The sequence below is a fragment of the Tolypothrix sp. VBCCA 56010 genome (genome assembly GCF_050875635.1).
In the GTDB taxonomy this organism is placed as follows: domain Bacteria; phylum Cyanobacteriota; class Cyanobacteriia; order Cyanobacteriales; family Nostocaceae; genus Hassallia.
This window is the reverse complement of the sequence record NZ_JBPAOH010000016.1, coordinates 1-24,250: the sequence shown is the minus strand read 5'-3', so window position 1 is coordinate 24,250 and position 24,250 is coordinate 1. Positions and strand designations below refer to the sequence as shown.

Annotated in this window: 17 protein-coding genes; 14 read left to right on the top strand and 3 right to left on the bottom strand. The window is 43.9% G+C overall.

The genetic code is table 11. The annotated features are described in order from the left end of the window. Window positions 1–349 precede the first annotated feature (349 nt). From AABK37_RS07980 to AABK37_RS07965, 4 genes are all read left to right on the top strand, one after another. Window positions 350–721, top strand: a complete 372-nt coding sequence (locus tag AABK37_RS07980) for an NHLP leader peptide family RiPP precursor (RefSeq protein ID WP_432551053.1) — start codon at window positions 350–352, stop codon at window positions 719–721. A 234-nt stretch (window positions 722–955) separates the two neighbouring features. After that, complete coding sequence (locus AABK37_RS07975) at window positions 956–1,333, top strand: NHLP leader peptide family RiPP precursor (protein ID WP_432551052.1); 378 nt, start codon at window positions 956–958, stop codon at window positions 1,331–1,333. Between the two features lie 236 nt (window positions 1,334–1,569). After that, complete coding sequence (locus AABK37_RS07970; RefSeq protein ID WP_432551051.1) at window positions 1,570–1,944, top strand: NHLP leader peptide family RiPP precursor; 375 nt, start codon at window positions 1,570–1,572, stop codon at window positions 1,942–1,944. 407 nt (window positions 1,945–2,351) lie between these two features. Then, window positions 2,352–3,566 (top strand): S8 family peptidase, encoded by a 1,215-nt coding sequence (locus AABK37_RS07965; protein ID WP_432551050.1) that lies wholly within the window; start codon window positions 2,352–2,354, stop codon window positions 3,564–3,566. A gap of 140 nt (window positions 3,567–3,706) precedes the next feature. Here AABK37_RS07965 and AABK37_RS07960 read toward each other — a convergent pair whose 3' ends face one another. Continuing rightward, on the bottom strand, window positions 3,707–4,513 hold the full coding sequence (locus AABK37_RS07960) for a response regulator transcription factor (RefSeq protein WP_432551049.1): 807 nt from the start codon (window positions 4,511–4,513) through the stop codon (window positions 3,707–3,709). Window positions 4,514–4,667: 154 nt separating this feature from the next. Between AABK37_RS07960 and AABK37_RS07955 the strand changes: the two genes are divergently transcribed. Further along, window positions 4,668–4,832: a hypothetical protein gene (locus AABK37_RS07955; protein ID WP_432551048.1), complete on the top strand. Its 165-nt coding sequence runs from the start codon at window positions 4,668–4,670 to the stop codon at window positions 4,830–4,832. A gap of 4 nt (window positions 4,833–4,836) precedes the next feature. On the opposite strand, the gene AABK37_RS07950 is transcribed toward AABK37_RS07955, so the two are convergent. After that, window positions 4,837–6,114 (bottom strand): ATP-binding protein, encoded by a 1,278-nt coding sequence (locus tag AABK37_RS07950; RefSeq protein ID WP_432551047.1) that lies wholly within the window; start codon window positions 6,112–6,114, stop codon window positions 4,837–4,839. A gap of 40 nt (window positions 6,115–6,154) precedes the next feature. Further along, entirely contained in the window at window positions 6,155–6,364 is a 210-nt protein-coding gene (locus tag AABK37_RS07945) for a hypothetical protein (protein ID WP_432551046.1), read from the bottom strand. A 500-nt stretch (window positions 6,365–6,864) separates the two neighbouring features. On the opposite strand from AABK37_RS07945, the gene AABK37_RS07940 reads away from it, so the two are divergent. The 9 genes from AABK37_RS07940 to lpdA all read left to right on the top strand — a co-directional run bounded on the left by AABK37_RS07940 (window position 6,865) and on the right by lpdA (window position 24,144). Beyond that, window positions 6,865–7,515 carry a sigma-70 family RNA polymerase sigma factor gene (locus AABK37_RS07940; RefSeq protein ID WP_432551045.1) on the top strand — a complete coding sequence of 217 codons (651 nt, stop codon included), beginning with the start codon at window positions 6,865–6,867 and terminating at the stop codon, window positions 7,513–7,515. Between the two features lie 168 nt (window positions 7,516–7,683). Next, window positions 7,684–8,634: a DUF1822 family protein gene (locus tag AABK37_RS07935; RefSeq protein WP_432551044.1), complete on the top strand. Its 951-nt coding sequence runs from the start codon at window positions 7,684–7,686 to the stop codon at window positions 8,632–8,634. 118 nt (window positions 8,635–8,752) lie between these two features. Further along, complete coding sequence (locus tag AABK37_RS07930; protein ID WP_432551043.1) at window positions 8,753–11,056, top strand: CHASE2 domain-containing protein; 2,304 nt, start codon at window positions 8,753–8,755, stop codon at window positions 11,054–11,056. 85 nt (window positions 11,057–11,141) lie between these two features. Continuing rightward, a complete protein-coding gene (locus tag AABK37_RS07925; protein WP_432551042.1) occupies window positions 11,142–12,017 on the top strand; it encodes a DUF928 domain-containing protein in 876 nt (291 codons plus the stop codon). A 64-nt stretch (window positions 12,018–12,081) separates the two neighbouring features. After that, window positions 12,082–15,171, top strand: a complete 3,090-nt coding sequence (locus tag AABK37_RS07920; RefSeq protein ID WP_432551041.1) for a filamentous hemagglutinin N-terminal domain-containing protein — start codon at window positions 12,082–12,084, stop codon at window positions 15,169–15,171. 432 nt (window positions 15,172–15,603) lie between these two features. Then, the gene (locus AABK37_RS07915) at window positions 15,604–17,052 is read left to right on the top strand and encodes an NHLP bacteriocin system secretion protein (protein ID WP_432551040.1); all 1,449 of its coding nucleotides are present in this window, start codon (window positions 15,604–15,606) and stop codon (window positions 17,050–17,052) included. Then, window positions 17,039–19,357, top strand: a complete 2,319-nt coding sequence (locus tag AABK37_RS07910) for an NHLP family bacteriocin export ABC transporter peptidase/permease/ATPase subunit (protein ID WP_432551039.1) — start codon at window positions 17,039–17,041, stop codon at window positions 19,355–19,357. The genes AABK37_RS07915 and AABK37_RS07910 overlap by 14 nt, the downstream gene beginning before the upstream one ends. A gap of 77 nt (window positions 19,358–19,434) precedes the next feature. Beyond that, window positions 19,435–22,320: an NHLP bacteriocin export ABC transporter permease/ATPase subunit gene (locus AABK37_RS07905; RefSeq protein ID WP_432551038.1), complete on the top strand. Its 2,886-nt coding sequence runs from the start codon at window positions 19,435–19,437 to the stop codon at window positions 22,318–22,320. Between the two features lie 282 nt (window positions 22,321–22,602). After that, window positions 22,603–24,144 (top strand): dihydrolipoyl dehydrogenase, encoded by a 1,542-nt coding sequence (gene lpdA / locus AABK37_RS07900; protein ID WP_432551037.1) that lies wholly within the window; start codon window positions 22,603–22,605, stop codon window positions 24,142–24,144. Window positions 24,145–24,250 lie beyond the last annotated feature (106 nt).

Below are 24,250 nucleotides of genomic sequence, written 5' to 3'. Positions count from 1 at the left end.
ATTCAGAAAAACTCTGCGTTCCTTTGCGCTCACTCTGCGTTCCTTTGCGTTTAAAAACGCGCTTGTTTTTACGCAAAACTGTACTTAGACTTATAGCTTAAGGGATGCCTACCCAGAATTACAATCCAAAATCTTTCGGTAAGACTAACAATTTTTTAGTTTCTGTTATTTAGTTTGTATTTTTTCGTTTTTCCTAAAAAAATCGCATTGATGTTTAACTCGAACAGCTTGTTAATGCTAATTATTTTGATTTTCTGCAGAAAGAATTCAAATTGACGATTTAGTTGACGAATCGATATTCTAGTTAGTGTCAATCACAGGTTGACAGAAGTAAATAAGGAGAAAAAAAATGCACGAAGAACTGAAAAAAATCATCTCTGAAGCAATGAACACCCGGTTCGAGTTCGAGCAGAAGCTCATTCAGCGAGCTTGGGAAGATGAAAACTTCAAGCAAGAATTACTCAGCAATCCTAAAGCAGTTTTTGCAAGAGAGTCAGGAGAAGAATTGCCAAAAGACCTGGAAATTGAAGTAATCCAAGAAACTGCAAATAAGGTATATTTGGTGCTTCCAACTAACCCAGCTCCAGACATTACGAAAGAATTATCTGAAGAAGCTCTGGAAGCAGTCGCAGGTGGCGTATCAGGCTGTACACTTTGGAGTCGTATTAAAAATGTTTGCATTGGTTGGAGTGCTGTTAGAAACGCCAATAACTTAGCGTAAGCTTAACAGACCAGTAATCAGCAGTAACTCCGAGGAACTCCATGCTGTTATAACCTAGTGAGCCTTGCCAGATAATCTTTTGCACTCACTGGTTTGACTTTATATCAGCAAATAATTACTCCTACTTTTTGGGATTTTCTGCCGAAAAAATTCAAATTGACGGTTTAGTTGACGAATCGAACTTCTGGTTAGTACCAATCCTAGATTGACAGAAACAAGTAAGGAGAAAATAAAATGCACGAAGAACTAAAAAAAGTCATCTCTCAAGCAATGAACACCCGGTTCGAGTTCGAGCAGAAGCTGATTCAGCGGGTTTGGGAAGATGAAAATTTCAAACAAGAATTACTCAGCAATCCCCAAGCAGTTTATGCGAGAGAATCAGGAGAAGAACTTCCAAAAAACATTGAAGTTGAAGTTCTGCAAGAAACTGCAAATAAGGTTTATTTGGTGCTTCCAAATAACCCGGAGCCTGCTGGTTCTGAGGAAGAATTATCTGAGGAAGCTTTGGAGGCAGTGGCAGGCGGTGTTTGCAAACAAAGCAGTCGAAATTGGGTAGAGGATCGATGGTTATGGTCTGCTCGTTGTAAATGGAACGCTAACAATAAAGTGTAGTTTAAGCGAAACTTTAGTAGCTTAATAACTACTTGGAGAACCAAACTGTTATAACCCAGTGTTCAGATGACAGATAAGTCTTTTGCACTCACTGGGTTTACTTTATATCAACAGTTCATTACTCCTCTTTTTTCGATTGGATGCATAAAAAATTCCAATTGACGGTTTAGTTGACGAATCAATATTCTAGTTAGTGTCAATCACAGGTTGACAGAAGCTAGTAAGGAGAAAATAAAATGCACGAACAACTGAAACAAATCATCTCTCAGGCAATGAACACCCGGTTCGAGTTCGAGCAGAAGCTGATTCAGCGGGTTTGGGAAGATGAAAACTTCAAACAAGAATTACTCAGCAATCCCCAAGCAGTTTATACGAGAGAATCAGGAGAAGAACTTCCAAAAAACATTGAAGTTGAAGTTCTGCAAGAAACTGCAAATAAGGTCTACTTAGTAATTCCAACTAACCCTACTCCAGCTATGACAGATGAGGAAGAATTATCTGAGGAAGCTTTGGAGACAGTGGCAGGTGGTACTTGTGTATTGTTTACTAGACCTATCATCAAATGCCAATTCTTTACCAGACCACTAAGGAATGCCAACGACTTAACGTAAGCGTAAGCTTAGTACACCAGTAACTACATGGAAATCCAAAGTGTTCTAACCCAGTGAGTTCTGAAAAAATTTCTTCTTGGTTGACTGGGTTTACTTTCGCAAGGATTCATACGGATTTGTGTTCCAATGTAGTGGAAGCGAAAGGCTTGCACTACATTGTGTCTTTGACTGCAATTTGGTATCACGTGGCAAGTTGTGGCAACAGCGATAACTGGGATTTTCTAGTTCCCAATTTCGCCCTTTTTAAAGTGGTGCTGTAAATGTATTCTGTAAATTGCATAACTTCTAAACCTGAGCCTTTTATAATTCACAAAGGTTCGCACTACTTGTGTTATTCAATAAAATTAGACCTAACCTTAATGCCGCGAGCATTTTACGCTTCAAGGTTCTTAAACACCATGAGAAATTTGAGACTACTCCAAAAAATCGTTACGTCAGGGGTGATTGCGACGACTGCCGCATTTGGGAGCTTCGTTGCTGAGGTTCAAGCGGCTACCTTTACCCTGCCGATTGAAGCAGCAGCCAAAGCTACAGGGGTTGATGTTTTGCGCGATCGCTACGGTTTAGATGGCACCGGAATCACTATCGGTGTGATAACTGATAGCTTCGCCACAGCACAGACCTTCGACACCTCTGGCAATCTGGATACCTATGCAACCAACATAGCCAACGGCTATCTACCATCTGGCGTTAACGTGCTAAAAGACCTCCCAGGACCTGGTACTACAGATGAGGGTCGCGCCATATTGCAGCTCATTCATGCTGTGGCTCCGAAAGCTAACTTGGCGTTTCATACAGGTGTGGGGGGTGTGGATGTCTTTGGTCAGGGCATTCAGGCTCTAGCGACTGCCGGGGCAGATATCATCGTGGATGATGTTGGTTATGTCCCCCCGAATACTCCTGATGCACCTTTAGACTTCTTAGATTTGGAGCCTCCGAATGGACCGATCAACCAGGCGATTAACGCGGTAGTCAATCAGGGGGTTTCTTACTTCAGTGCAGCTGGTAATAGTTTTCCCGAATTGCCAATTTATGGGCACTCGAATAACCCAAATGCACTGAGCGTTGGAGCCGTGTATTACGGGAACGCAGAATCCTACTCAAACCAAGCCTACGGCGTTGTTATAGAGCAGGGACAACTGGAACCCTTTTCTTCGGAAGGCAACCCTAATTTCCTCAAGCCTGATGTTGTGGGTCCGGACGCACTGCCGATTTCCTTCAACTTGGGTGGAGATTCCCGTCGTGTTGCCAACCCCGGCTTCTTCGACTTCTTCGGTACCTCGGCATCGGCTCCGTATACGGCTGCGGTGGCAGCGCTGCTGTTACAGGCAGACCCAACCGCAACGCCTACTGAGATATATGACGCTCTGAGAAATACGGCTGATAGCCCTTTGCCTGGTTTCGATTCCAGACTTGGCTTTGGCTTGATTCGGGGAGACAAAGCGATCGCAGCATTAGGCGTGAAACCAAAAACAATTCCTGAACCTTCCGCAGTCCCAGCCTTGCTGGGCATCGGTGTTCTGATTGTCGGTCTATCACTCAAACGCACTCAGCAGAAGTCCGAGGTCATAGTTAAGCTCGGCGATCGCCTTGCCCTAGTAGTCCACCACACCAACGCTTGACAAATTAGGCAAAGTAGGGTAAATAACTTTCCCCGGAATGCCGTCATAGTTTGTGCCGCGAGATTCCCGATTTCTTCTGTGAAGTCGGGAATCTGTCTTTAAGAAGTCGGGAATTTGACTAACCTAACCCCTCATAGTTTCTATGACAGAGTACTACCTTGGGTGCGCTGCGCGTTTCGCCATACTTGAGGAGTCGTTCCAAAGCTGATGCGAAACTGACGAAAGAAGCACCCTGTATAGCGATAGCCCACTGCCTCAGCAATTTGCTCAACTGACTGGTTAGTTTCCAAAAGCAAAGAACACGCTGCTGCCATACGACGCTGAATAATCCAGCGATGCAGTGGCTGTCCCGTTTGGCGCCGCACTAGGTCGGTTAAGTAAGCTGCGGAATAACCAACTGCCCGGGCTACGTCATTTAAGTTAATCGCTTGATGATAATTTGCCTCAATAAACTGGAATACCTCACTTAGCTGGGGGTCTGAAGGCAAGATTGACTGGGGGTCTGTCGATTTCGCTGTTTCAGCAGAAGATGCCTCTAGAACTTGCTGGGACTGTGCAGCGTAGCACTGCTTGATGGCTGATTGTTTTTTTAGTCGGGCAGCGATCGCTGTCAATAATTCCTCTATCGTAGAGGGCTTGGTAAGATAGTCATCTGCTCCCAAATCCATGCCTTGACGAATTTCAGCTTTAGTAGCTTTGGCACTGAGAAAAATGAAGGGAATCGTTGCTGTTAGAGGGTTTTGGCGCAATGTGGTCAGAACACCGTAACCATCGAGTTCGGGCATCACAATGTCGCAAATTACTAAGTCTGGCAGGTGTTCTTGTGCCTTGAGTACGCCGATACGACCGTTTTCTGCTGCGATCGCTTCAAACCCTTCTGCCTCTAAACTGTCTAGAAAGATATCTCGGCTTTCTGCCTCATCTTCAATCACCAAAACTTTTGTCATAACTTCCTTTGATGTTTAGTCGTTAGTTAGTTGTTAGTAGTTAGGAAAAGCGGAGTTATTTGTCTCCTCATTTCCCTCAACTTCACTTCTCACAGCGATTTGACCAAATAATTATTAATTCATAATTAATAATTCATAATTCATATTTAAAAAAATGGGTACTTACGCTTTTGTATTAATGAGCGCGATCAACTTTTTAAGTGGAGAGTTCAAGCTGACACTAATTTCAATTATGAATTATGAATTATTAATTATGAATTACATTGGCGATACCAGCTTGAGCGATCGCCTGACCGAGACAGCGCGTTATGAATTATGAATTATTAATTATTAATTATTTGGTCAGACCTGGAGAGAAGCTTTTGTTTATACTGGTTGATTGGTAATGCGAGCGCAAACGTAGTACCCACCCCAACTTCACTCACCACGGTGATTTGACCATTATGCAGGTCTACAAGCTTTTTCACAAGTGCTAACCCCAATCCATTACCGGGTATGTCGCCGACATTTCCACCTCGATGAAATGGCTTAAACAGTTGTTGTTGATCTGAATAAGGAATGCCAATTCCCCGATCCTTAAGAAGGAAAATTACTTTTTCATCTTGGTAGGAGAGTACCAAATCAATCGTGCTGCCAATCGGGGAATACTTGACGGCATTCGAGAGTAAATTCCTGAGAATGGGGTGTAGCAATTTTCGATCTATGCAGACTTGACGATCGCCTTGACTGACAAAGGTGACTTTATGTTGGCTGCTTTCGTTCAAATTCATTTCTGTCAATATCTCACGGCAGAATTGAATCGGGTTAAGTGGTGTGGGGTCAAACTTTAGCTTTCCGGCTTCCACTCTAGCGATGGTTAAAACTTCATCCATCAATAGGCTGATATTTTCGACTGCTGTTTGAAGACGCTGCAAATACTGTAGTTTTTTCTCTTCAGTCCAGTGGTGATGATGACGTTTCAATAAGCTAGTGGACAATGAGATGATATTTAGGGGAGAGCGGAATTCATGACAAACCATAGAGACGAAGTGCCAGAAGTCTTGAGCTTGTTTTTCTTGTTCTAAAGCCATCTCTGCCTGCTGCCGCAAAGCTTTCTCGCGGTTTAATTGCTGAATAGCCTCGGATAATTCAACAGCTTGTTGTTGCACTTTGCGTTTGTTTGCTTCATTATCCCTCTGTAAGGTTAGTGAAGCTTGCTTGCGTTGGTTGATATTGCGAACCAAGATACAGCCATACTCATTGCCGTTGTATTCCATGTATGTAAAAGTGATTTCCAGCGGAAAACTTTGACCTTCTTTAGTCCAATGTAGAGATTCAAAATATAGATAGCCCTGCTGTTTAATAGTTTTCCAATACTTTGACCAATCTTGTTTTGAAAAGTCTGGTTTTACATCGTGCATGGTCATGGAGAGTAATTCCTCACGGGAATACCCAACCAAACTGCACGCTGCATCATTGATGTATAAAAACTGTGCGTCTGGATTTACCCAGAAAACTGCACGCTGCCACAGATTTATTGGGGATTTGGTATGCAATTCTTCTTCTAGTTCTAGTGTGACTTGAAGGTTGCTTTGCTCTAAAATGCGGTTGCCAAAAACCATAGTTCAACTCACTGCAATTACTAATTGAAATGTGTGAAAATTACTCTTTATCACCAAGCTGCTGGTTGCGTCTGTCACGCGACTCTTGACGAACTTTTCCAGCGATCGCTGCTTGTTGCAAAGTCATGAAAGCGTTTAAATCTTCACTGTCATACTTTGTTCTAAGCAGTTCTCGCAATCTTTCTTCTGCTGAAACAGTTAAATAACCAGTTGTTATAGCTTGTTGAACAACGTCACGAATTAACACCATACTCAAAACTCATTTAGTATCGATACAATCCCTGAAAGAACCGATGTGTTGCTCTATTTGTATCTCTGGGAACTACAGTTTGTTTTACGCGAAGTTCGGTTTTTCTTTACAAAACTTGATATTTACATTTCCAAGTCGGTTTGCTCAAGGTTATATGAACAGGGTGTAGGGGGTAGGGTGTAGGGTGTGGGGAACCCCATGCTTGAAAGCAGGGGTTTCAAATAAGGACGCTGTCTTTTTCGCAAGCTTGTGTCTCAAAATACATCTTGTTTCGGTTTTCATACATAAGAGTAGAAGCTTGTACCCCTTCCTTCGGGGCTTTTTCGACACGCAACCCCACACCAGCCCCTTCGGGGCGGGTAAAAGCTTTACACTTTTGCCTCAAGAGCTAAATGTAAACAATTGTAACAATACTGTTGGTTTCGCATAAAATTCCCGGTATAACCGCGAGAGAAAAATAGAGATTCACTTTTGCTTATTTTTCAGGCATGAAGTCTCAAATGAATCATCCCCAAACAGATGAACTAGATTCGTACCTACTACAACTAGCTACAGAAGCCCAAGCTAACCCACCGCGTTCTGGAGTCAGACGACTTGCTTTAACAAAGATGGTTTATGAGATTGTGCGCTCTGGCAGGCTTTGCCATCCACAAAAAAGTCAATTTCCACCTCAGTTTTATGCAGAAATTTATGATGAGGCACGCCAGGAACTTTTGCTTTATATTTGTGAAAATATTGACAAGTATGATGCAAAACGCGGTTGCGTCATGGCATGGGTGAATGTTCTTTTGCAGCGGCGATTTTTTAAAGATGCTATTAAAAAAATCGAGACTCAGCAGAATGTAACAAAAATAACTGATACTGACCCTGATAATCTTCCTGCCCCAGAAGAACCTCCAGACCTAGCAGAAGTTCTGAGAAAATGTATAGAATCAGACCCGGAAAACATTTTCAAAAATGAACATGTAGAGAAATGTCCTCAAGCTAACTTTCAAGCAGTGGCAATGCGACGAATGTCTGGAAAATCTTGGAAAGAGATTTCCGTAGAATTTGCGATTAAAGTTCCTACAGTCAGCAGCTTTTATTACCGATGCGTAAATAATTTCTCTTTAAAGCTGAAAGAATACTGTGACAACGATGATATTAATTAATACTAATTCTCGATGAAGATGCGTTTATAGAAATTACGCAAAACTAAACGTTGTAGTCGGGGCAATTCATAAATTGCCCCTACGTGAATAAAGCAATTCATGAAGGGTCGCCTACACAGATGGGAAGCGCAACCTCACATAGAATTGGTATAAGCACCAGAGGAAAAAATGATGAGACAATCAGAATCTTTAAAATTTACCGTCCCGATAAGTAGTGAGCTTCATTCTTTAGCAAAACAATTTCGCCTTTCTCATCGCAATTCCAAAAAAGCTAAACAAGTTTATTTTAATACTTTGGCGGTATCTGCTGTAAATTTTTATCTGCGTTGCATGGGAGTTGAAACTTCTTGGTCAGCTAGTTCTAGTTGTAACCGTGTGATGCAAACTATGATGGATGTTGCCGATTTAGAAATCATCGGTTTGGGAAAGTTAGAGTGTCGTCCGGTGCTGTCAGACGAAAAGGTGGTTTATATTCCACCAGAAGTTTGGTCAGACAGAATTGGCTATGTAGCTGTACAATTTGACCAATCGTTAAGAGAAGCGACTCTGTTAGGATTTAGCAAAACCGCTCAAAGTGGTGAGATACCGATAAACCAATTGCGATCGCTTGAAGAATTCATTTTACAACTGAGCGAAATTCCCCAAAAAGTTAAACAGCCAATTCACCTCAGCCAGTGGTTATCTAATATTGTTGACGCTGGTTGGCAAACGGTAGAATCGCTTTTCACGCAACAATCCGAACTAGCTTTTAGATTTCGCTCAGCTGAAAAAACTTTAGCTCAAAACTCAGAAAATTCCCCTATTAATGTCCAAAAAGGTAGATTGCTGGAGTTAGGACGACAATCAGAAAGTAAACTGATCGCTTTAATAGTTGGACTGATACCTCTGTCTGAACAAGAAATAAACATCTGTGTGAAAGTTTGTCCTGTTAATGGTCAAAAGTATCTGCCAGAAGAACTTGAATTAATGGTGTTGGATGATTTGGGAATATCTGTAATGCAAGCTACTGCAAGAAATACCAAGAGTATTCAATTAAACTTTAGTAGCGAATTTGGAGAACGTTTTAGCATAAAAGTGGCATTAGGTGATGTCAACTTTACAGAACTTTTTCTAGTTTGAAATTCGTCGCGCAAAAATACTGATACACAACAATCACCAAAAATATATTATGGTTGACAAAGGTTGTCAAATTTCAGTATTTGAAGCGCGTTAATTTGACTCGTTCAAATGAGGGTTTATGGCAAAGTTAGTTGTTATGAAACTAGATGGTAATTTGTCCTCACACGGGTGTCGGGTAACACTGGAAATTGGAGCCGAAAATGCTCGCCCAAAAATAGAAGTTTCTGGCAATTTACCTGCATCCCCGGACTTGGCAAATTACCTGCACCAGTGGCAAGATAACTATCGCAGTTTGGGGATAACTAGCCGAATTAAACCCCAAGAAATTATTTACGATGGCTGTATCAAAAGTCGAGTGAAAAAATGTAGTGAGTCAGCCAAAGTTTTGAGCGATCGCTTGCAAATATTACTTGAGTCTCCGGAATTTCGCTCTATCAATAATACATTACGCGAAGAACTAAACCGAGAGGAAATAATTCGGGTATTAATTCGCACTGATGATAGCGAATTACAAAGGCTTCCTTGGCATTTGTGGGATTTTTTTAACAGATACTCACAAGCAGAATTTGCCCTAAGTGCAACAGCTTCTGAAGCACCCAATACACCACCGCGTAAACCGAAAGTCAGAATTTTGGCGATTCTGGGAAATAGTACTGGAATTGATGTTCAAAAAGACCGTCAATTGTTAGAAAGTTTACCATCATCCGAAATAGTTTTTTTAGTAGAACCACAACGCAATGAGTTAAATAATTATTTGTGGCAGCAATGGGATATTTTGTTTTTCGCGGGTCATAGTGAAAGTGCTGATGGGAAAGGTAAGATTTATATTAATAAAATTGATAGTTTAACAATTGACGATTTAGAGAATGGTTTAAAAAGCGCGATCGCTCAAGGTTTGCAATTAGCAATTTTTAACTCCTGTGATGGTTTGGGATTAGCATCACAACTCCTACCTTTACACATCCCGCAAATGATTGTTATGCGGGAACCAGTACCAGATGAAGTCGCACAGGAATTTTTAAAACATTTTCTGGTAGCTTTTTCTAGTGGGAAGTCTCTTTATCTCGCATTGCGTGAAGCAAGAGAAAAACTGCAAGGTTTGGAAGATAGATTTCCTAATGCAACTTGGTTGCCAGTAATTTTTCAGAACCCTGGAGTTGTACCACCGACTTGGAAAAAGTTATCCTCTCGGCATATTGATTTTAAACGTATTTTTCTGACTGTATTTCTAGTGAGTGTGCTTGTTACAGCAAGTGTAATGGGAGTGCGTTATCTGGGGATGTTGCAACAAAGCGAATTGCAAGCTTATGACCATTTAATGCAAGTGCGATCGCATTCGGAAAGAACTGATCCGCGTTTGTTAATAGTTACTGTTGGGGAGGCTGATATTTATTATCAAAACCAAATGGGGATGAAATCGAAAGGATCGCTTTCCGATCAAGCACTCGCTCAACTGTTGCAAAAATTGAAGCAGTATCAACCAACAACTATTGGTATAGATATTTATCGTGATTTTCCTGTAGACCCCGATTATCCAAATTTAGTTACTAGTCTACAGCAAGACTCGCGCATTTTTGCAGTGTGCAAAGTTTCTGCTGATTCGGATGGTGAAGCTGATGGCATTCACCCCCCTGATGAAGTTCCACAATCACGCCAAAGTTTTAGTGATTTTGTAGCAGACAATGATGAAATTCTTCGTCGTCAATTGTTGAATTTAACTCCTCCTATAAAATCGCCATGTACCGCAGAAGATGCTTTTAGTCTTCAGCTTGCACGTCACTATTTACAAGCTAAAAATCTAAAAGCAGACATTAATTATCAGGGATATTTGCAGATTGGTAACGTTGTCTTTCAGCCATTAAAAGAACACTCTAGCGGTTATCAAAGAATTGATGCATCGGGTTATCAAGTTTTGCTGAATTATCGTTCTTTGCGTCCAACGGAAAAAATTGCCGAGATAGTATCTCTTAAAGATGTTTTGACTGACCAAATCAAACCTGAATTAATCGAGTCATTAAAAAATCGTATCGTTATGATTGGCGTTACTGCCCCAAGCGCTAAAGCTGATTATTGGAAAACCCCGTCCAAAGAAAAGAAAATACAAGGACTCTTGGTGCAAGCAAATATGGTAAGCCATATTCTCAGTGCCGTTGAGGATCGCAGACCTTTGTTTTGGTGGTGGTCTGGGTGGGTGGAAGCACTTTGGGTTTGGGGATGGTCATTGATGGGAGGTATTATAGCATGGCGTTGCTCAAAGCCGCTTTACCTTGGGCTGGCGATCGCAACAGCGCTGTTAACATTATTTGGGGTCTGCTTTGGCATTTTTACACAAGCGGGGTGGATACCACTTGTTCCGCCTGTATTGACATTGGTGTTGACGGCTACGGGTTTTGTGTGGATATTACGTAATAAACAATTGTGATGCTGGCTTATCGTCTTTATTTGGGAAATAACATCAGATATTTTGACACTGAATTATGAGCAAGAATAATCTATCTCAAAACCAGATGAAACTAGTACTTCACCACGGGAACTCGTCAGATTCTCTCGGAGCGATTCATCAACCTATAATTTCTGGTGCAGTTAGTGCGAAAGCGCTTCAGCGCTTACTACGAAGCGTTATTCTTTTGATACTGCTTGCGAGTTACCCAGCACAAGTAAATGCACAAGTTACGCAACCTGTCAATAAGGTTGTACCTAACAGACAAAACCGCCTTGCGGAATTGAAATTTCCACGTAACGGCGCACCGATTGGTCGCCGTCAAGGAGGGGCAAGACGTACTGGAACTGAATGCCCAGACCTGAAAACGCCTATGACTGCGTTGGTGCCTGGTGAAGAAAGTGCGGATGAGTCGAAATCTTTCTTAGCATTTACAGTGTCTGAGTATCCAACTTTTTGGGTTTATGTACCACAGTTACCGAGCAAGGTTCGCTCTGGAGAGTTTGTATTTCAGGATGATTTGGGTAACGATGTCTACCGGATGCCTTTAACGCTGCCTGAAAAGTCTGGTGCGATCGGCATTAGTTTACCACAAAATCCGCAATATGCTTTAAAGACAAACAACAAGTATCAATGGTACTTTAAGGTTTATTGTGGCGATCGCTCTAACACATCTGAGTATTTTTATGTGAAAGCATGGGTGCAACGAGTAGCGCTCACGAGCGAGCTTGAAAGTCAGTTAAAAACGGCGAAACCAGAGGAATATAATGCTTATGCGACTAATAATATTTGGCAGGATGCTGTAACTAATTTAGCTGAACTGCGCCGGACTAATTCAGCTTCGCGGGTGGTTGCTGAAGATTGGGCTAACTTGTTAAGAGCTGTTGGTTTAGAAAAATTTGCCTCGGCATCGGTTGTTTGGCGTTATGGTTTTGAAAGATAATGGCGATGTAGTTGAAGTGGTGGATAAATAGAGGCTGACAATTACTGCTTTTGAGGGGTGTAGTATGTCTGGGATGATTCGATACTGGCAAAGATGGGCATTAGGAAAATTGTTAGTGGTGGGGGGAGCGATCGCTTTTTCTGGAAAATGTGCTTTTGCCCAGGAACTCAAGCCCATACCCGATAACACGTTGGGTGCTGAAAGTTCTTTGGTCAGAACTTCCACTTCTGACTCACCTGTTGACATAATCGATGGCGGGGCACAGCGGGGTGCAAATCTGTTCCATAGTTTTCGGGAATTCAATGTGGGTGAAGGACGAGGAGCCTATTTCTACAGTCGTAGCGCAGATATTCAAAACATCTTAGCTCGCGTTACAGGTAATAACCCCTCTAAGATTTTTGGAACCATTGGCACATATGGTAACTCCAATCCCAACCTGTTTCTGATTAACCCAAAAGGGATTATATTTGGACCAAATGCCAGTCTTGATATGGGGAATGCTGGACTGAATAATCCTCGTCCTGGTGGTTCCTTTCTAGCAACGACAGCCAACGCCATTCGGCTGGGAGATAACGGGATATTTAGCGCCTCTGAGCCTGCAACGAGTAATTTACTAACCGTCAATCCATCTGCACTTTTTTTTAACGCTGTTTCTCGGCAAGGAATTGTCAACCAATCCACCGCAACCAATTCGGTACTAGGCTGGTCTATCAATGGGCTTCAAGTTCCTGATGGTAGAAGTTTGTTACTGGTGGGTGGCGATGTGAAATTGGATGGGGGAAAGATAACTGCTTCGGGCGGTCGAGTTGAGTTGGGAGGAGTGTCAGAACCGGGAACGGTAGGGCTGAATATTGATAGTAACAATTTGCGCTTGAGTTTTCCCCAAGGAGTGCAACGAGGAGATGTATCACTGTCTAATGAAGCTACAGTTAATGTAGCCGCCGGAGATGGCGGCAGTATTACAGTCAATGCTGGAAACTTAGATATTTCTGACAGTGAGCTTTTGGCTGGAATAGCAAAAGGTTTGGGGACAGTTGGCAGCCAAGCAGGAAACATTACGCTCGACGCTACAGGAACAATCGAAATTACTGGTTCTTCTGTCTCCAACTATGTAGCAACTGAAGCAGTAGGTAACGGTGGCGATATCACTGTCAAGGGTAGATCGCTTTCGCTAAACACTGGTGCTAACATCAGTACCATCACTTATGGAATGGGGAATACTGCTAATATTGTTATACAGGTATCTGAATCGGTTTCTCTAGATACAGGGGCTGCTATCAGCAGCTATGTAGGTTCGCTTGGGTCTGCATTGGTTAATGAAAACCCCTTGCCTATAGGCAACAGTGGCAACATTACGATCCGAACTGGATCTCTCTCACTGGCTAAAGGTGCCCAACTGGCTGCTAGTACCTTTGGTCAAGGGAATGCCGGAAGTGTGTTTGTGGAAGCTGATGGTTCTATCTCTCTCATCGATGTAGGTACTGCTGTCTTCAACACTGTAGGTTTTCAAGATACAAGCGCTGTGGGCAATAGTGGAGGTATCACCTTCAAGGCTCAATCCTTGTTTTTGGCTGATGGAGCGCAACTTATTGCCAGTACTTTTGGTCAAGGGAATGCTGGAAGCATATTTTTGCAGGTTGACGGCTCTATCTCTCTCGTAGGTGGTTCCATTGTAGAATCACAGCTGCCTTCAGAGCCTACACTGCCAGGAAGCCCTTTTCTAGCATTTCCTGCTAACCTCAGCGAAAGCGTTGCTAGTACTGGCATTTTTAGTACTGTGGAGTCCAAAGCTCAAGGCAATGCTGGGGGTATTAAAATTCAGTCGCGGTCTCTTTCCTTGACTAACGGATCTGAAGTACAATCTCTAACTCGTGGAGAAGGAAATGCAGGGAATATTCAGATTAATGCTGCAAATTTTGTTAATATCTCTGGCTTTGCTTCTTCAAAAGTCGCTGAATCAGACGATAGCGTTATTTTAGGAGGATTCTCTACTGGGCTGATTTCTGCCACTGAAGGAGAAGCCAGTGGACTGGGAGGTAATATCGAACTTACTACTGATACCTTGCGCCTATCGGATGGGGCAGTTCTGAATGCACGAACTAGAAACGCTACAAGTGGCGGAAATATAACTGTTAAAACCAATACCGTAGAGCTTACTGGTGGCGGACAGATACTTACCAGTGCCTTTAATAGTGGGAATGCAGGTAACATAACTGTCAATGCCAATGATAGCGTCAATATCTCTGGCAGCGATCCCACCTACGCCGATCGACAAGAACAATTTGGTGAGGCGATAGTTGATAATGACGGTTCCAATAGTGGCTTATTCGCTCGTGTTAGAGGTAATGCAACTGCCAATGCTGGCACAATTGAAGTCAACGCTCGCTCCATCCGACTTGACAAGCAGGGAACTATTACAACTGAGACTACATTGGGTGAAGGTGGGGATATCACCCTGAAAGTCAGAGACATTCTACTACTGCGTAACAACAGCAGCATAACTGCCACCGCAGGCACAGCAAGTGCTGGTGGGAACGGCGGTAATATCACCATCAATGCCCCTAATGGCTTTCTTGTTGCTGTCCCTCGTGAAAATAGCGACATCACCGCTAATGCTTACACAGGATCTGGTGGTAACATCCAAATCAACGCTTTTGGTGTTTACGGCACTCAATTTCGAGAAAAAGAGAATCGACAAACAAGCGACATCACCGCCAGTTCAGATTTTGGCATCAATGGCACTGTAGAAATCAATACACCCGAAATCGACCCCAGTCGCGGCTTAATCAACTTGCCAACCGTACCACTTGACACTGAAGTGTCCCAAGTCTGTCAACCGCGTACAGCAGAAAATCAAAGTAGTTTTATTATCACTGGACGCGGTGGTTTGCCACCCAACCCCAGGACTGACCTTCTCACTCCTGATGCCGTGCAAGTAGATTGGGTAACGCTCAAACCTAGTACACAAAACCGCTCTAATTCATCTGTTAGCAGCAAACGAACTACAGCCACACCAGAAAAAATCGTAGAAGCTACTGGGTGGGTGCGAAACGAAAAGGGAGAGGTTGTTCTTACAGCCAATCCCCCCACCGTCACACCTCATGGTTCATGGCAGAAACCCGCAGATTGCAGTGCAATTCAATCAAATAAATAGAAGTGCGATCGCCCAAGATAGCTGTCCTTTTCAAAGCTCGTTACATTTCTTTACCAAAGTTGCTTCAAACAGCACATATCTCGATATAACCCCAATTTAGCTTCAAAAAAAGCAAAACAAAAAAATCATAATATTCCCGAAATTTTTCGCATTGTCTTCAATCTTTTTACAAGATACTATCATAATAGTACAGCAATTATGAATTATTGGCTGTAAAAATAGCCTGTATTATATCATGTCCGGTTAATTGCCTATATTGTAGAGACGTTCCTGTGGAACGTCTCTACGACGGTTGCAATGTTTTTATTAATATTAATTAAGCGAATATGATATAAATTGATTTTTTTAGGCGGTTAATTAGTATCAATTCAAATCAAAATTTTGTACTCCCGAAAACCAGGATTTTCCACCACAAATCCAGGAGACTTGTGAATGTTAAACCAAAAAAACAGCTTATTCCGAAAAGAGTCACTAGAGCGTTTATCTTCTCCTGAAAGACTAGACCAGCTGATGCAAGTGGTTAGTCCCAAAAGCTGGCTACCTCTACTTGCCTTGGGTTCCTTGGTGGGAGTAGGCATTGTCTGGAGTATTTATGGACGCATTCCTATCACCGTCGAAGGTCGCGGAGTACTGATTTACCCGCGCAAAGTTGTGCCACTGCAATCAACAAGCTCAGGACAGTTACTTGCTTTGAATGTCAAAGTTGGGGATGTCGTCAAAAAAGGGCAGGTGCTGGCAACAATTGACCAACAGGACTTACGCAAACAACTGCAACAGCAGCGATCTAAACTAACGGAACTACAGTCACAAGACCAAGCTATCAATTCACTGCAAGGGGTACGAACCGAACAGGAAAAAATCTCGATGCAGCAACAACAGCAGTATTTCCAGCAACGCATACGAGAACTTCAAGCCGTGACACCTCAGCTCAAAACCAAAGGCAACGACTCTATTAAACAGCAACGCCAAGGTTTGCAACAACGCATCCGGGAAGCCCAAACTCTAACCCCGGTTTTCAAGAAGAGAATGGAAATCCGCAAACATTTACGAGAGACAGAAGGAGCGATTTCAGGTGATGAAGTTCTCAGGGCAGAACAGGAATATCTGGAGAACTTGCAAAAAATTTCTCAACTCAAAACCCAGTTAAAGGAACTAGATGTTAGGGAGACTGAACAAGAAAAGGCTTATCGTGAAAACCTGAGTGCAATCTCGGACTTTCAATCTCAGTTGAAACAACTCGACAGCAAACAAGCAACTCAAGCTCAAGAAGACCTGCAAACTTCAACTACCCGGAAAAACGAGATTCAAGAAATCAAGCGAGAGATTGCCAAACTAGAACTGCAACTACGCAATAACAGCTTGATTATCAGTCAACACAATGGACGCATTCTCGAAATCACTCTTACACCCGGACAGGTTGTGAGTGCGGGAACCCGCTTGGGGAGTATAGATGAGGAAAATCCATCTAGCAAGCTGGTTGGCATTACTTATTTTGCGATCGCCGAGGGCAAGAAAATTCAAGCGGGTATGCCAATCCAAATTACCCCGCAAACCGTGAAGCGAGAACGCTTTGGCGGCATCGTGGGTACTATCACCAGTGTCTCACCATTTCCGATCACCAAGGAAGGAGCCGCTAGTACCATCGGCAATTCAGAAGTGGTGGAAGGTCTAGTATCTCAAAAACAAGAAGGAGTAATGCAAGTATTCGCTGACCTCAAACTGGATTCTACCACTCCGAGCGGCTATAAGTGGTCTTCTTCCACAGGACCCCACCTAAAAATCTCTTCTGGAACTACGAGTGTTGTTCGAGTCAAAGTGGAAGAACGCGCTCCGATCACGTATGTTCTACCTATTTTGAGGTCTTTCAGTGGTTTCAACTAATCCCACCTTAGTAACACCTAATTTACCTTTACAGCACTTGCAAAAACTGCTGCAAGGCAAAGGCATACAGCGTGTAAAAACCCCCACTCTTCTACAAATGGAGGCAGTGGAATGTGGTGCTGCTGCTTTGGGAATTATTCTAAATTACTATCGTCGGATTGTGCCCTTGCCAGAACTGCGTCAACAGTGCGGAGTCTCCCGCGATGGTAGCAAGGCTTCTAATATGCTCAAAGCTGCTAGAAGCTATGGACTCCAAGCGAAAGGCTTTAAAAAGGAACTGAAGCAACTGCAAGACCTGCGTCCTCCCTATATTGTGTTTTGGAATTTTAACCACTTCCTCGTAGTCGAGGGATTTCGCAAAGAGTCGGTTTATCTCAACGACCCCGCCACTGGACCGCGAACTGTGTCCCTACAAGAATTTGATGAGGGATATACCGGAGTGGTGCTAGTTATGGAACCAAGCACTGAATTCAAAAAAGGTGGTCGCAAACCCAGCATGTTTTTATCGTTGCGGTCACGGCTACAAGGTGCTGCTGGTGCTTTAGTTTACTGTATAATTGCGGGATTTTTCTTAACTATTGTTGGGCTGGCAGTACCCGTATTCAGCCAGGTTTTTGTAGACGACATCTTGGTTGAGCAACGGCTGCACTGGCTGCGTCCGCTGCTTTTGGTAATGGCGATCGCCACCGTACTCCAAGGGTGGCTAACCCTACTGCGGTTGCGCTACCTGCGCCGTTTGAAAATCAAGCTGGCTGTCGGCATGTCCAGCCGCTTTCTCTGGCATATCCTGCGCTTACCCGTTAGTTTCTACGCTCAACGGTTTGCCGGAGAAATCACTAGCCGCACCAGCCTTAACGACGAAGTTGCTGATGTCCTTTCGGGAAAGATGGCGACTACGGTCATTGATGCAGTCATGGTGATTTTTTACGCTTTAGTCATGCTCCAATATGACTGGGTACTGACATTAATTGTCGTTAGCTTTGCAGCCGTGAATGTCTTCACCTTACAGTGGATTTCCCGTCAACGTGTAGACGCTAATCAGCGATTGATACAAGAGCAGGGCAAAGCTTCTGGCGCGTCTATTGCCGCTCTGCAAAGTATAGAAACACTTAAAGCATCAGGCTTAGAGTCGGATTTTTTTTCCCGGTGGTCAGGTTACTACACCAAGGCTATCAATTCTCAGCAAGAACTAGGGGTAACAAATCAGACATTTGCCGTCTTACCCACATTACTGTCCGCTCTTTCGTCCATGCTGCTGTTGGTTGTAGGCGGTTTACGAGTGATGGATGGACACCTAAGCATCGGGATGCTCGTAGCTTTTCAAGGTCTGATGCAAAGTTTCGAGGAACCAGTAAACAATCTTGTCAACTTCGGCAGTACCCTGCAAGAACTGGAGGGCAATTTGATTCGCCTAGATGATGTGCTGGATAACCCGGTAGGGGAGAGGGGGAGAGGGGGGGATGGGGGAGCAGGGGGGGATGAGGGAGATAAGGCAGATGAGGGAGTAAACAATTATTATTCCTCCTCATCTTCCCCATCCTCCTCATCTTCCCCATCTCCTCGCCTACAGGGGTATGTGGAGTTGCGAAACATTACATTTGGTTATAGCCCTTTAGACCCCCCCTTGATTGAAAACTTTAACCTTTCAATTAAACCCGGACAGCGAGTAGCTTTGGTAGGTGGAAGCGGTTCTGGCAAATCTACCATTGCCAAAATCGTCAGCGGACTTTATCAAGCGAGTGAGGGAGAAATTCTCTTTGATGGTAAACCTAAAGAAGAAATTCCCCACCAACTACTTACTAACTCTGTTGCAATGGTGGAACAGGATATCCTGCTGTTTGGCGGAACCGTAAGAGACAATTTAACTCTTTGGGATGCGACGATATCAGACAAAAACCTGATACGCGCTTGTGAGGATGCAGCGATCGCCGATGTTGTTCTCTCAATGTCTGGGGGATACGATGCAGAACTGATAGAAGGTGCTGCAAATTTAAGTGGAGGTCAGCGACAACGGTTGGAAATTGCCCGTGCTTTCGTAAATAACCCCTCGATACTCGTCATGGATGAAGCTACCAGCGCCTTGGATGCGGAGACGGAAAAAATCATTGATGAGAATCTCCGACGACGGGGATGCACCTGTATTATTGTCGCACACCGATTAAGTACGATTCGAGACTGTGATGAAATCATCGTCCTGGAACGCGGAAAGGTGGTGCAACGAGGCACTCATCAACAATTGTGGCAAGTCGAGGGTGTGTACTCGCGGTTGATTCGCACGGAAGGGGAAGCGTTGGAGGAGGGATGAGGGGGATGGGGGGATGGGGGGACAGGGGGACAAGGGGACAGGGGGGACAAGGGGGAGATTATTGAGAAATGAGTAAAATGCTATTACAGGGAAAAGTTTATCAAGTTAAGGGGAATGAGCCGATACTTTTGGATGACCCTTTTAAGGTTTGGGTGATTCAGTCTGGCTCTATGGCGTTGTTTGCCGTCACAGTTAAAAATGGTGTTATAGAAGGGACTCGCCGTTATCTATTCAGTATTAGTCAGGGTGAGGCAGTTTTCGGAACTGTTGCTGGTGGCGATCGCCAGCGTCTAATTTTGGCAGTGCCGATGGGGGAGACAGAATTGCTACAAGTAAATCAAGAATGTTTCAGAGAATTAGTAGCGAATGCAGATGTTAGGGCGATCGCCTGGATAGAAGCTTGGTTGAGGCTACTTAGTAGTGTATCCCACATTACCACGCCAGCGATTCAGGTGAAAGCTTCTGGACAAGCACGATTTTCTTTAATTAATGGTCAGACTTTCCAGCCGGAAGCAGATGTTGTTTCTTGGGTTCATCTGACTCAAGGGACTGTCCGCTTTCTGGGGTTTGAGGAATTGACTTTGACGATCGCAGCAGGAATTTTTCCCCTCAATGACGAAATGTGGTTAGAAGCAGTGGAGGAAGTTCAGCTTGCCAGTGTTGCCACTTCAGAAATCCGCAACGCAGATATCCTGCTTCAAGGGCTGTCCCAGCTTCATACTCAAATTTTGCACTGCACTTACCTTTTAGATGAGCAAGAAGCGCAAGAAGAAATACAACGGTTGCGCGATCGCCAACGCCTGAATCGTCAAGTTACAGCGGAGGCTATAGGAGAGCTAGCATCGACCCTGAATTATCAAGATGGAGACTTTTTCAAGGAAGGTACACCTTTGTTAGTTGCTGCTGGTGCGGTAGGAAAAGCGATGGGTGTAAAAATCCGCCCCCCTGCTCGTTCAGAAAACCTCAAACGGGTTAAAGAGCCGTTGGAAACAATTGTCCGGGCTTCGCGCATCCGCATGCGACGGGTGCTGTTGCGGGACAATTGGTGGGAAAAGGATTCTGGTGCAATAGTTGCTTACACTCAGCAGGACAACCGACCAGTGGCGCTGCTGCCAGTTTCTGCAACTCGCTATCAAGTCTTTGACCCAGTTGAGCAGACCCGCGTTCTTGTGGATGAGCGCACAGCTGCGACACTGGCTCCCGTTGCCTATATGTTTTATCGGTCTTTGCCTGATAAGGCACTCAAAGCTTTCGATTTACTTCAGTTCGCACTTAAAGGGCGCGGTCAAGAATTAATTGTCATTTTGATGACTGGCATTACCGTGACATTACTGGGGATGGTCACACCCCAAGCAACTGCGATTCTCATGGATAACGCGATTCCAGATAGCGACAGGGGGTTATTGCTGCAAGTTGGATTGGGGCTTTTGGTTGCTGCTTTGGGGACAGCTTTATTTCAGCTAACTCAGGGGTTTGCTATCCTGCGGATGGAAACGGCTAGTGACGCTTCTACTCAAGCAGCCGTGTGGGATCGGTTGCTGAACCTGCCTGTATCTTTTTTTCGTCAGTACACAACAGGCGACCTTCAGTCCCGCGTATCATCGATTAGTACAATCCGTCGCCAACTCAGTGGTAAGACGCTGATAAATCTGATTAGCAGTCTCTTCGCACTGTTTTACTTGGGGCAGTTGTTTTACTACAACTTCAAATTAGCTTTAGTTGCTGTTGCTGTAGCTTTAGTTGCGATCGCTTTCACCACCTTTTCTGGTGTACTCCTCCTGCGTAAGGTGCGTCCGCTGCTGGAATTGCAGGGAAATATTTTTGGACAGACGGTGCAGTTAATTAACGGAATTTCTAAATTGCATGTTGCTGGTGCTGAGGATCGCGCCTTTGCTTCTTGGAGTAAAAACTACAGTCGGCAAGTTAAGCTGGAACTCAGCACGCAGCAAGTTGAAGATGTTGTTGCACTTTTCAATACTGTGATGCCTACACTAACTTCTGGAATACTGTTTTGGTTTACCATGAGTTTACTTGAAGAGACTCAGACTTCAGGAGGTATCGGACTATCCCTTGGCACTTTTTTAGCTTTCAATACAGCCTTTGGTAACTTTATTAGGGGAGCGACAGACCTTAGTAATACAGCTACTGAAGTTTTGCAAGTCATTCCTCAGTGGAAACGCACTCAGCCAATTTTGGCAACCGTACCGGAAGTGAATCTCACTAAAGCCGATCCTGGCAAGCTTATAGGCAGAATTGTTGTAGATCGTCTTCGCTTTCGCTACCAAAATGAAGGACCGCTGACACTGGATGATATAAGTATCTCTGCGGAGCCTGGGGAGTTTATTGCCCTTGTAGGCGGTTCTGGAAGCGGTAAATCAACAATATTGCGATTACTACTGGGGTTTGAGACTCCCGAAACTGGTACTATCTATTACGATGGTCAAGATTTGTCTGGGTTAGATGTTGACGCAGTGCGCCGACAGTTGGGTGTTGTCTTGCAGGGTGGTCAACTGACATCAGCTTCGATTTTCGAGAATATAGCTGGTGGTGCTCAGATTACCTTAGATGAAGCCTGGGAAGCAGCCCGGATGTCTGGCTTTGCTGACGATGTTGCCGCGATGCCAATGTCCATGCATACAGTGATTAGTGAAGGAGGTGGCAATCTTTCTGGGGGACAACGACAGCGACTGCTGATTGCTCGCGCTTTGGCATTGAAACCGAGAATTTTGCTATTCGATGAGGCTACTAGTGCTTTAGATAACAGAACCCAGGCAATTGTTAGTGAAAGTTTGGAGAAATTGCAAGTTACCCGGATAGCGATCGCCCATCGCCTCAGTACAATCCGCAAGGCACACCGTATATATGTACTCCAATCAGGGCAAGTTGTGCAACAGGGTAGTTTTGAGGAATTAGCTTCTCAGTCAGGGCTGTTTGCCCAGTTAATGGCTCGGCAGATGGCTTAGACCAAAGTTTTCTTTTAATCGCTCTAGCGCGTTATGAATTATGAATGCAGTGCGATGAAATACGAGCGTCCTTCTCTTACAAAGTTATGATCCGAGGAAGCCTCGGCTCATACTTTGCGCTATTTCAATCCCACGATATAGCGCGTAGGTCTCTACACCCCACACCCTAAACCTGCAACCCTTTTGAATGTTTTGGGAATTAGTTAAAGCAAAGAGAGTGAAAATTAATGACTTTCTGTTTAGGATATTTAATAAGTTCTTGTCAAAAAAAAGCCCATTATTATGACCCCAGCAGTTAGCACCGTAACCGTTTCCCCAATGGATCGGTATAATCAGGCGTTAATTGATAACCTCCATCCCCCAGATTGGGTTAATCCTGACGCTGCACCGAGTTACAATTTGGTTGTCATTGGTGCGGGTACGGCTGGATTGGTGACTGCTGCGGGTGCAGCAATGTTAGGTGCGAAAGTGGCTTTAATAGAAAAGCACTTGATGGGCGGTGATTGTACTAATGTGGGTTGCGTACCATCAAAAACTCTGATACGCTCTGCGCGGGTGGTTGCAGATATCCATTACGCGCAAAAATTTGGCATTCACAAACCTCGTAATATTGATATTGATTTTCCCGCAGTGATGGAGCGGTTGCGACGAATACGCACAGAAATTAGTCCGAATGATTCTGCTAAACGCTTTCAAGAAGAATTTGGCGTAGATGTGTTTTTTGGCGAAGCTCGATTTAAAGATACTGATACGGTAGAAGTGGGAGAAAGTATTTTATACTTCAAAAAAGCGGCGATCGCTACAGGTTCTCGTCCTACTAAATTACCGATTGATGGCTTGAATAAAGTCGGATATCTCACTAATGAAACGGTGTTTTCTCTGACACAATGCCCGAATCGATTGGCGGTAATTGGTGGAGGCTACATCGGTTGCGAATTGGCTCAGACGTTTCAACGTTTAGGTTCAGAAGTCATTTTAATACAAAAAGGCTCGCGCTTGCTGAGTCGCGAAGATGCTGATGCAGCAGAGATTATTCAAAAAGCTTTTGTGCGCGAGGGTATTGAATTACTTTTTGAGTCGAAAATTAAACGCATTGAACGCAACGATGCAGAAAAAGTCATTCATTACGAGATTAACGGACAAGAGGAAGCGCTTGCAGTCGATGAAATTTTAGTCGCGACAGGGCGATCGCCTAATGTGGAAAACTTGAATCTGGAAGCTGTGGGTGTAGAATACGATGAAAAGCAAGGTGTTATTATCAATGACTACTTACAGACAACTAATCCCCGTATTTATGCGGTGGGTGATGTCTGCATGAAGTGGAAGTTTACTCATGCTGCTGATGCTGCGGCTCGGATTGTAATTCAAAATGCGCTGTTTTCGATTTTTGGGCTGGGACGTAAAAAGCTAAGTTCTTTGATTATGCCTTGGTGTACTTATACCGATCCAGAGGTTGCCCATGTAGGTATGTATCCGGAAGAAGCTGAGGCAAAGGGTATTGAAGTTGATACATTTAGCGTACCTCTCAACGATGTCGATCGAGCGATCGTTGATGGGGAAACTGAAGGATTTACCAAGTTATATGTAAAAAAGGGAACAGATAAGCTTTTAGGAGCAACGATAGTCGCTCGACATGCGGGTGAGATGATTAGCGAGGTGACTTTAGCAATAACTAATAATTTGGGTTTGAGTGCGATCGCCAAAACAATTCACCCATATCCTACCCAAGCAGAAGCTATCCGCAAAGCTGCTGATAAGTATAGCCTTGCCCGTTTGGACAGCTTTAAGAAGTTATCTTCGGCTTGGTTAGCGTGGAGACGTTAATGTAGGGAGCATCCCAATTTGGCAAAAAGCCTTCAGGCTATAAGCCTGGGGCTATACGAACAAAGCCTGCCTTCGCAGGCTCTAAAACTCATATAGCCTGCGAAGG

Coding starts and splice junctions, on each gene's coding strand:
- AABK37_RS07940 (WP_432551045.1), top strand. CDS start 6,865: ATGAATCATCCCCAAACAGATGAACTAGATTCGTACCTACTACAACTA.
- AABK37_RS07950 (WP_432551047.1), bottom strand. CDS start 6,114: ATGGTTTTTGGCAACCGCATTTTAGAGCAAAGCAACCTTCAAGTCACA.
- AABK37_RS07945 (WP_432551046.1), bottom strand. CDS start 6,364: ATGGTGTTAATTCGTGACGTTGTTCAACAAGCTATAACAACTGGTTAT.
- AABK37_RS07970 (WP_432551051.1), top strand. CDS start 1,570: ATGCACGAACAACTGAAACAAATCATCTCTCAGGCAATGAACACCCGG.
- AABK37_RS07905 (WP_432551038.1), top strand. CDS start 19,435: ATGCTATTACAGGGAAAAGTTTATCAAGTTAAGGGGAATGAGCCGATA.
- AABK37_RS07955 (WP_432551048.1), top strand. CDS start 4,668: ATGGGTACTTACGCTTTTGTATTAATGAGCGCGATCAACTTTTTAAGT.
- AABK37_RS07960 (WP_432551049.1), bottom strand. CDS start 4,513: ATGACAAAAGTTTTGGTGATTGAAGATGAGGCAGAAAGCCGAGATATC.
- AABK37_RS07925 (WP_432551042.1), top strand. CDS start 11,142: ATGAAACTAGTACTTCACCACGGGAACTCGTCAGATTCTCTCGGAGCG.
- AABK37_RS07980 (WP_432551053.1), top strand. CDS start 350: ATGCACGAAGAACTGAAAAAAATCATCTCTGAAGCAATGAACACCCGG.
- AABK37_RS07920 (WP_432551041.1), top strand. CDS start 12,082: ATGTCTGGGATGATTCGATACTGGCAAAGATGGGCATTAGGAAAATTG.
- AABK37_RS07935 (WP_432551044.1), top strand. CDS start 7,684: ATGATGAGACAATCAGAATCTTTAAAATTTACCGTCCCGATAAGTAGT.
- AABK37_RS07915 (WP_432551040.1), top strand. CDS start 15,604: ATGTTAAACCAAAAAAACAGCTTATTCCGAAAAGAGTCACTAGAGCGT.
- AABK37_RS07930 (WP_432551043.1), top strand. CDS start 8,753: ATGGCAAAGTTAGTTGTTATGAAACTAGATGGTAATTTGTCCTCACAC.
- AABK37_RS07975 (WP_432551052.1), top strand. CDS start 956: ATGCACGAAGAACTAAAAAAAGTCATCTCTCAAGCAATGAACACCCGG.
- lpdA (WP_432551037.1), top strand. CDS start 22,603: ATGACCCCAGCAGTTAGCACCGTAACCGTTTCCCCAATGGATCGGTAT.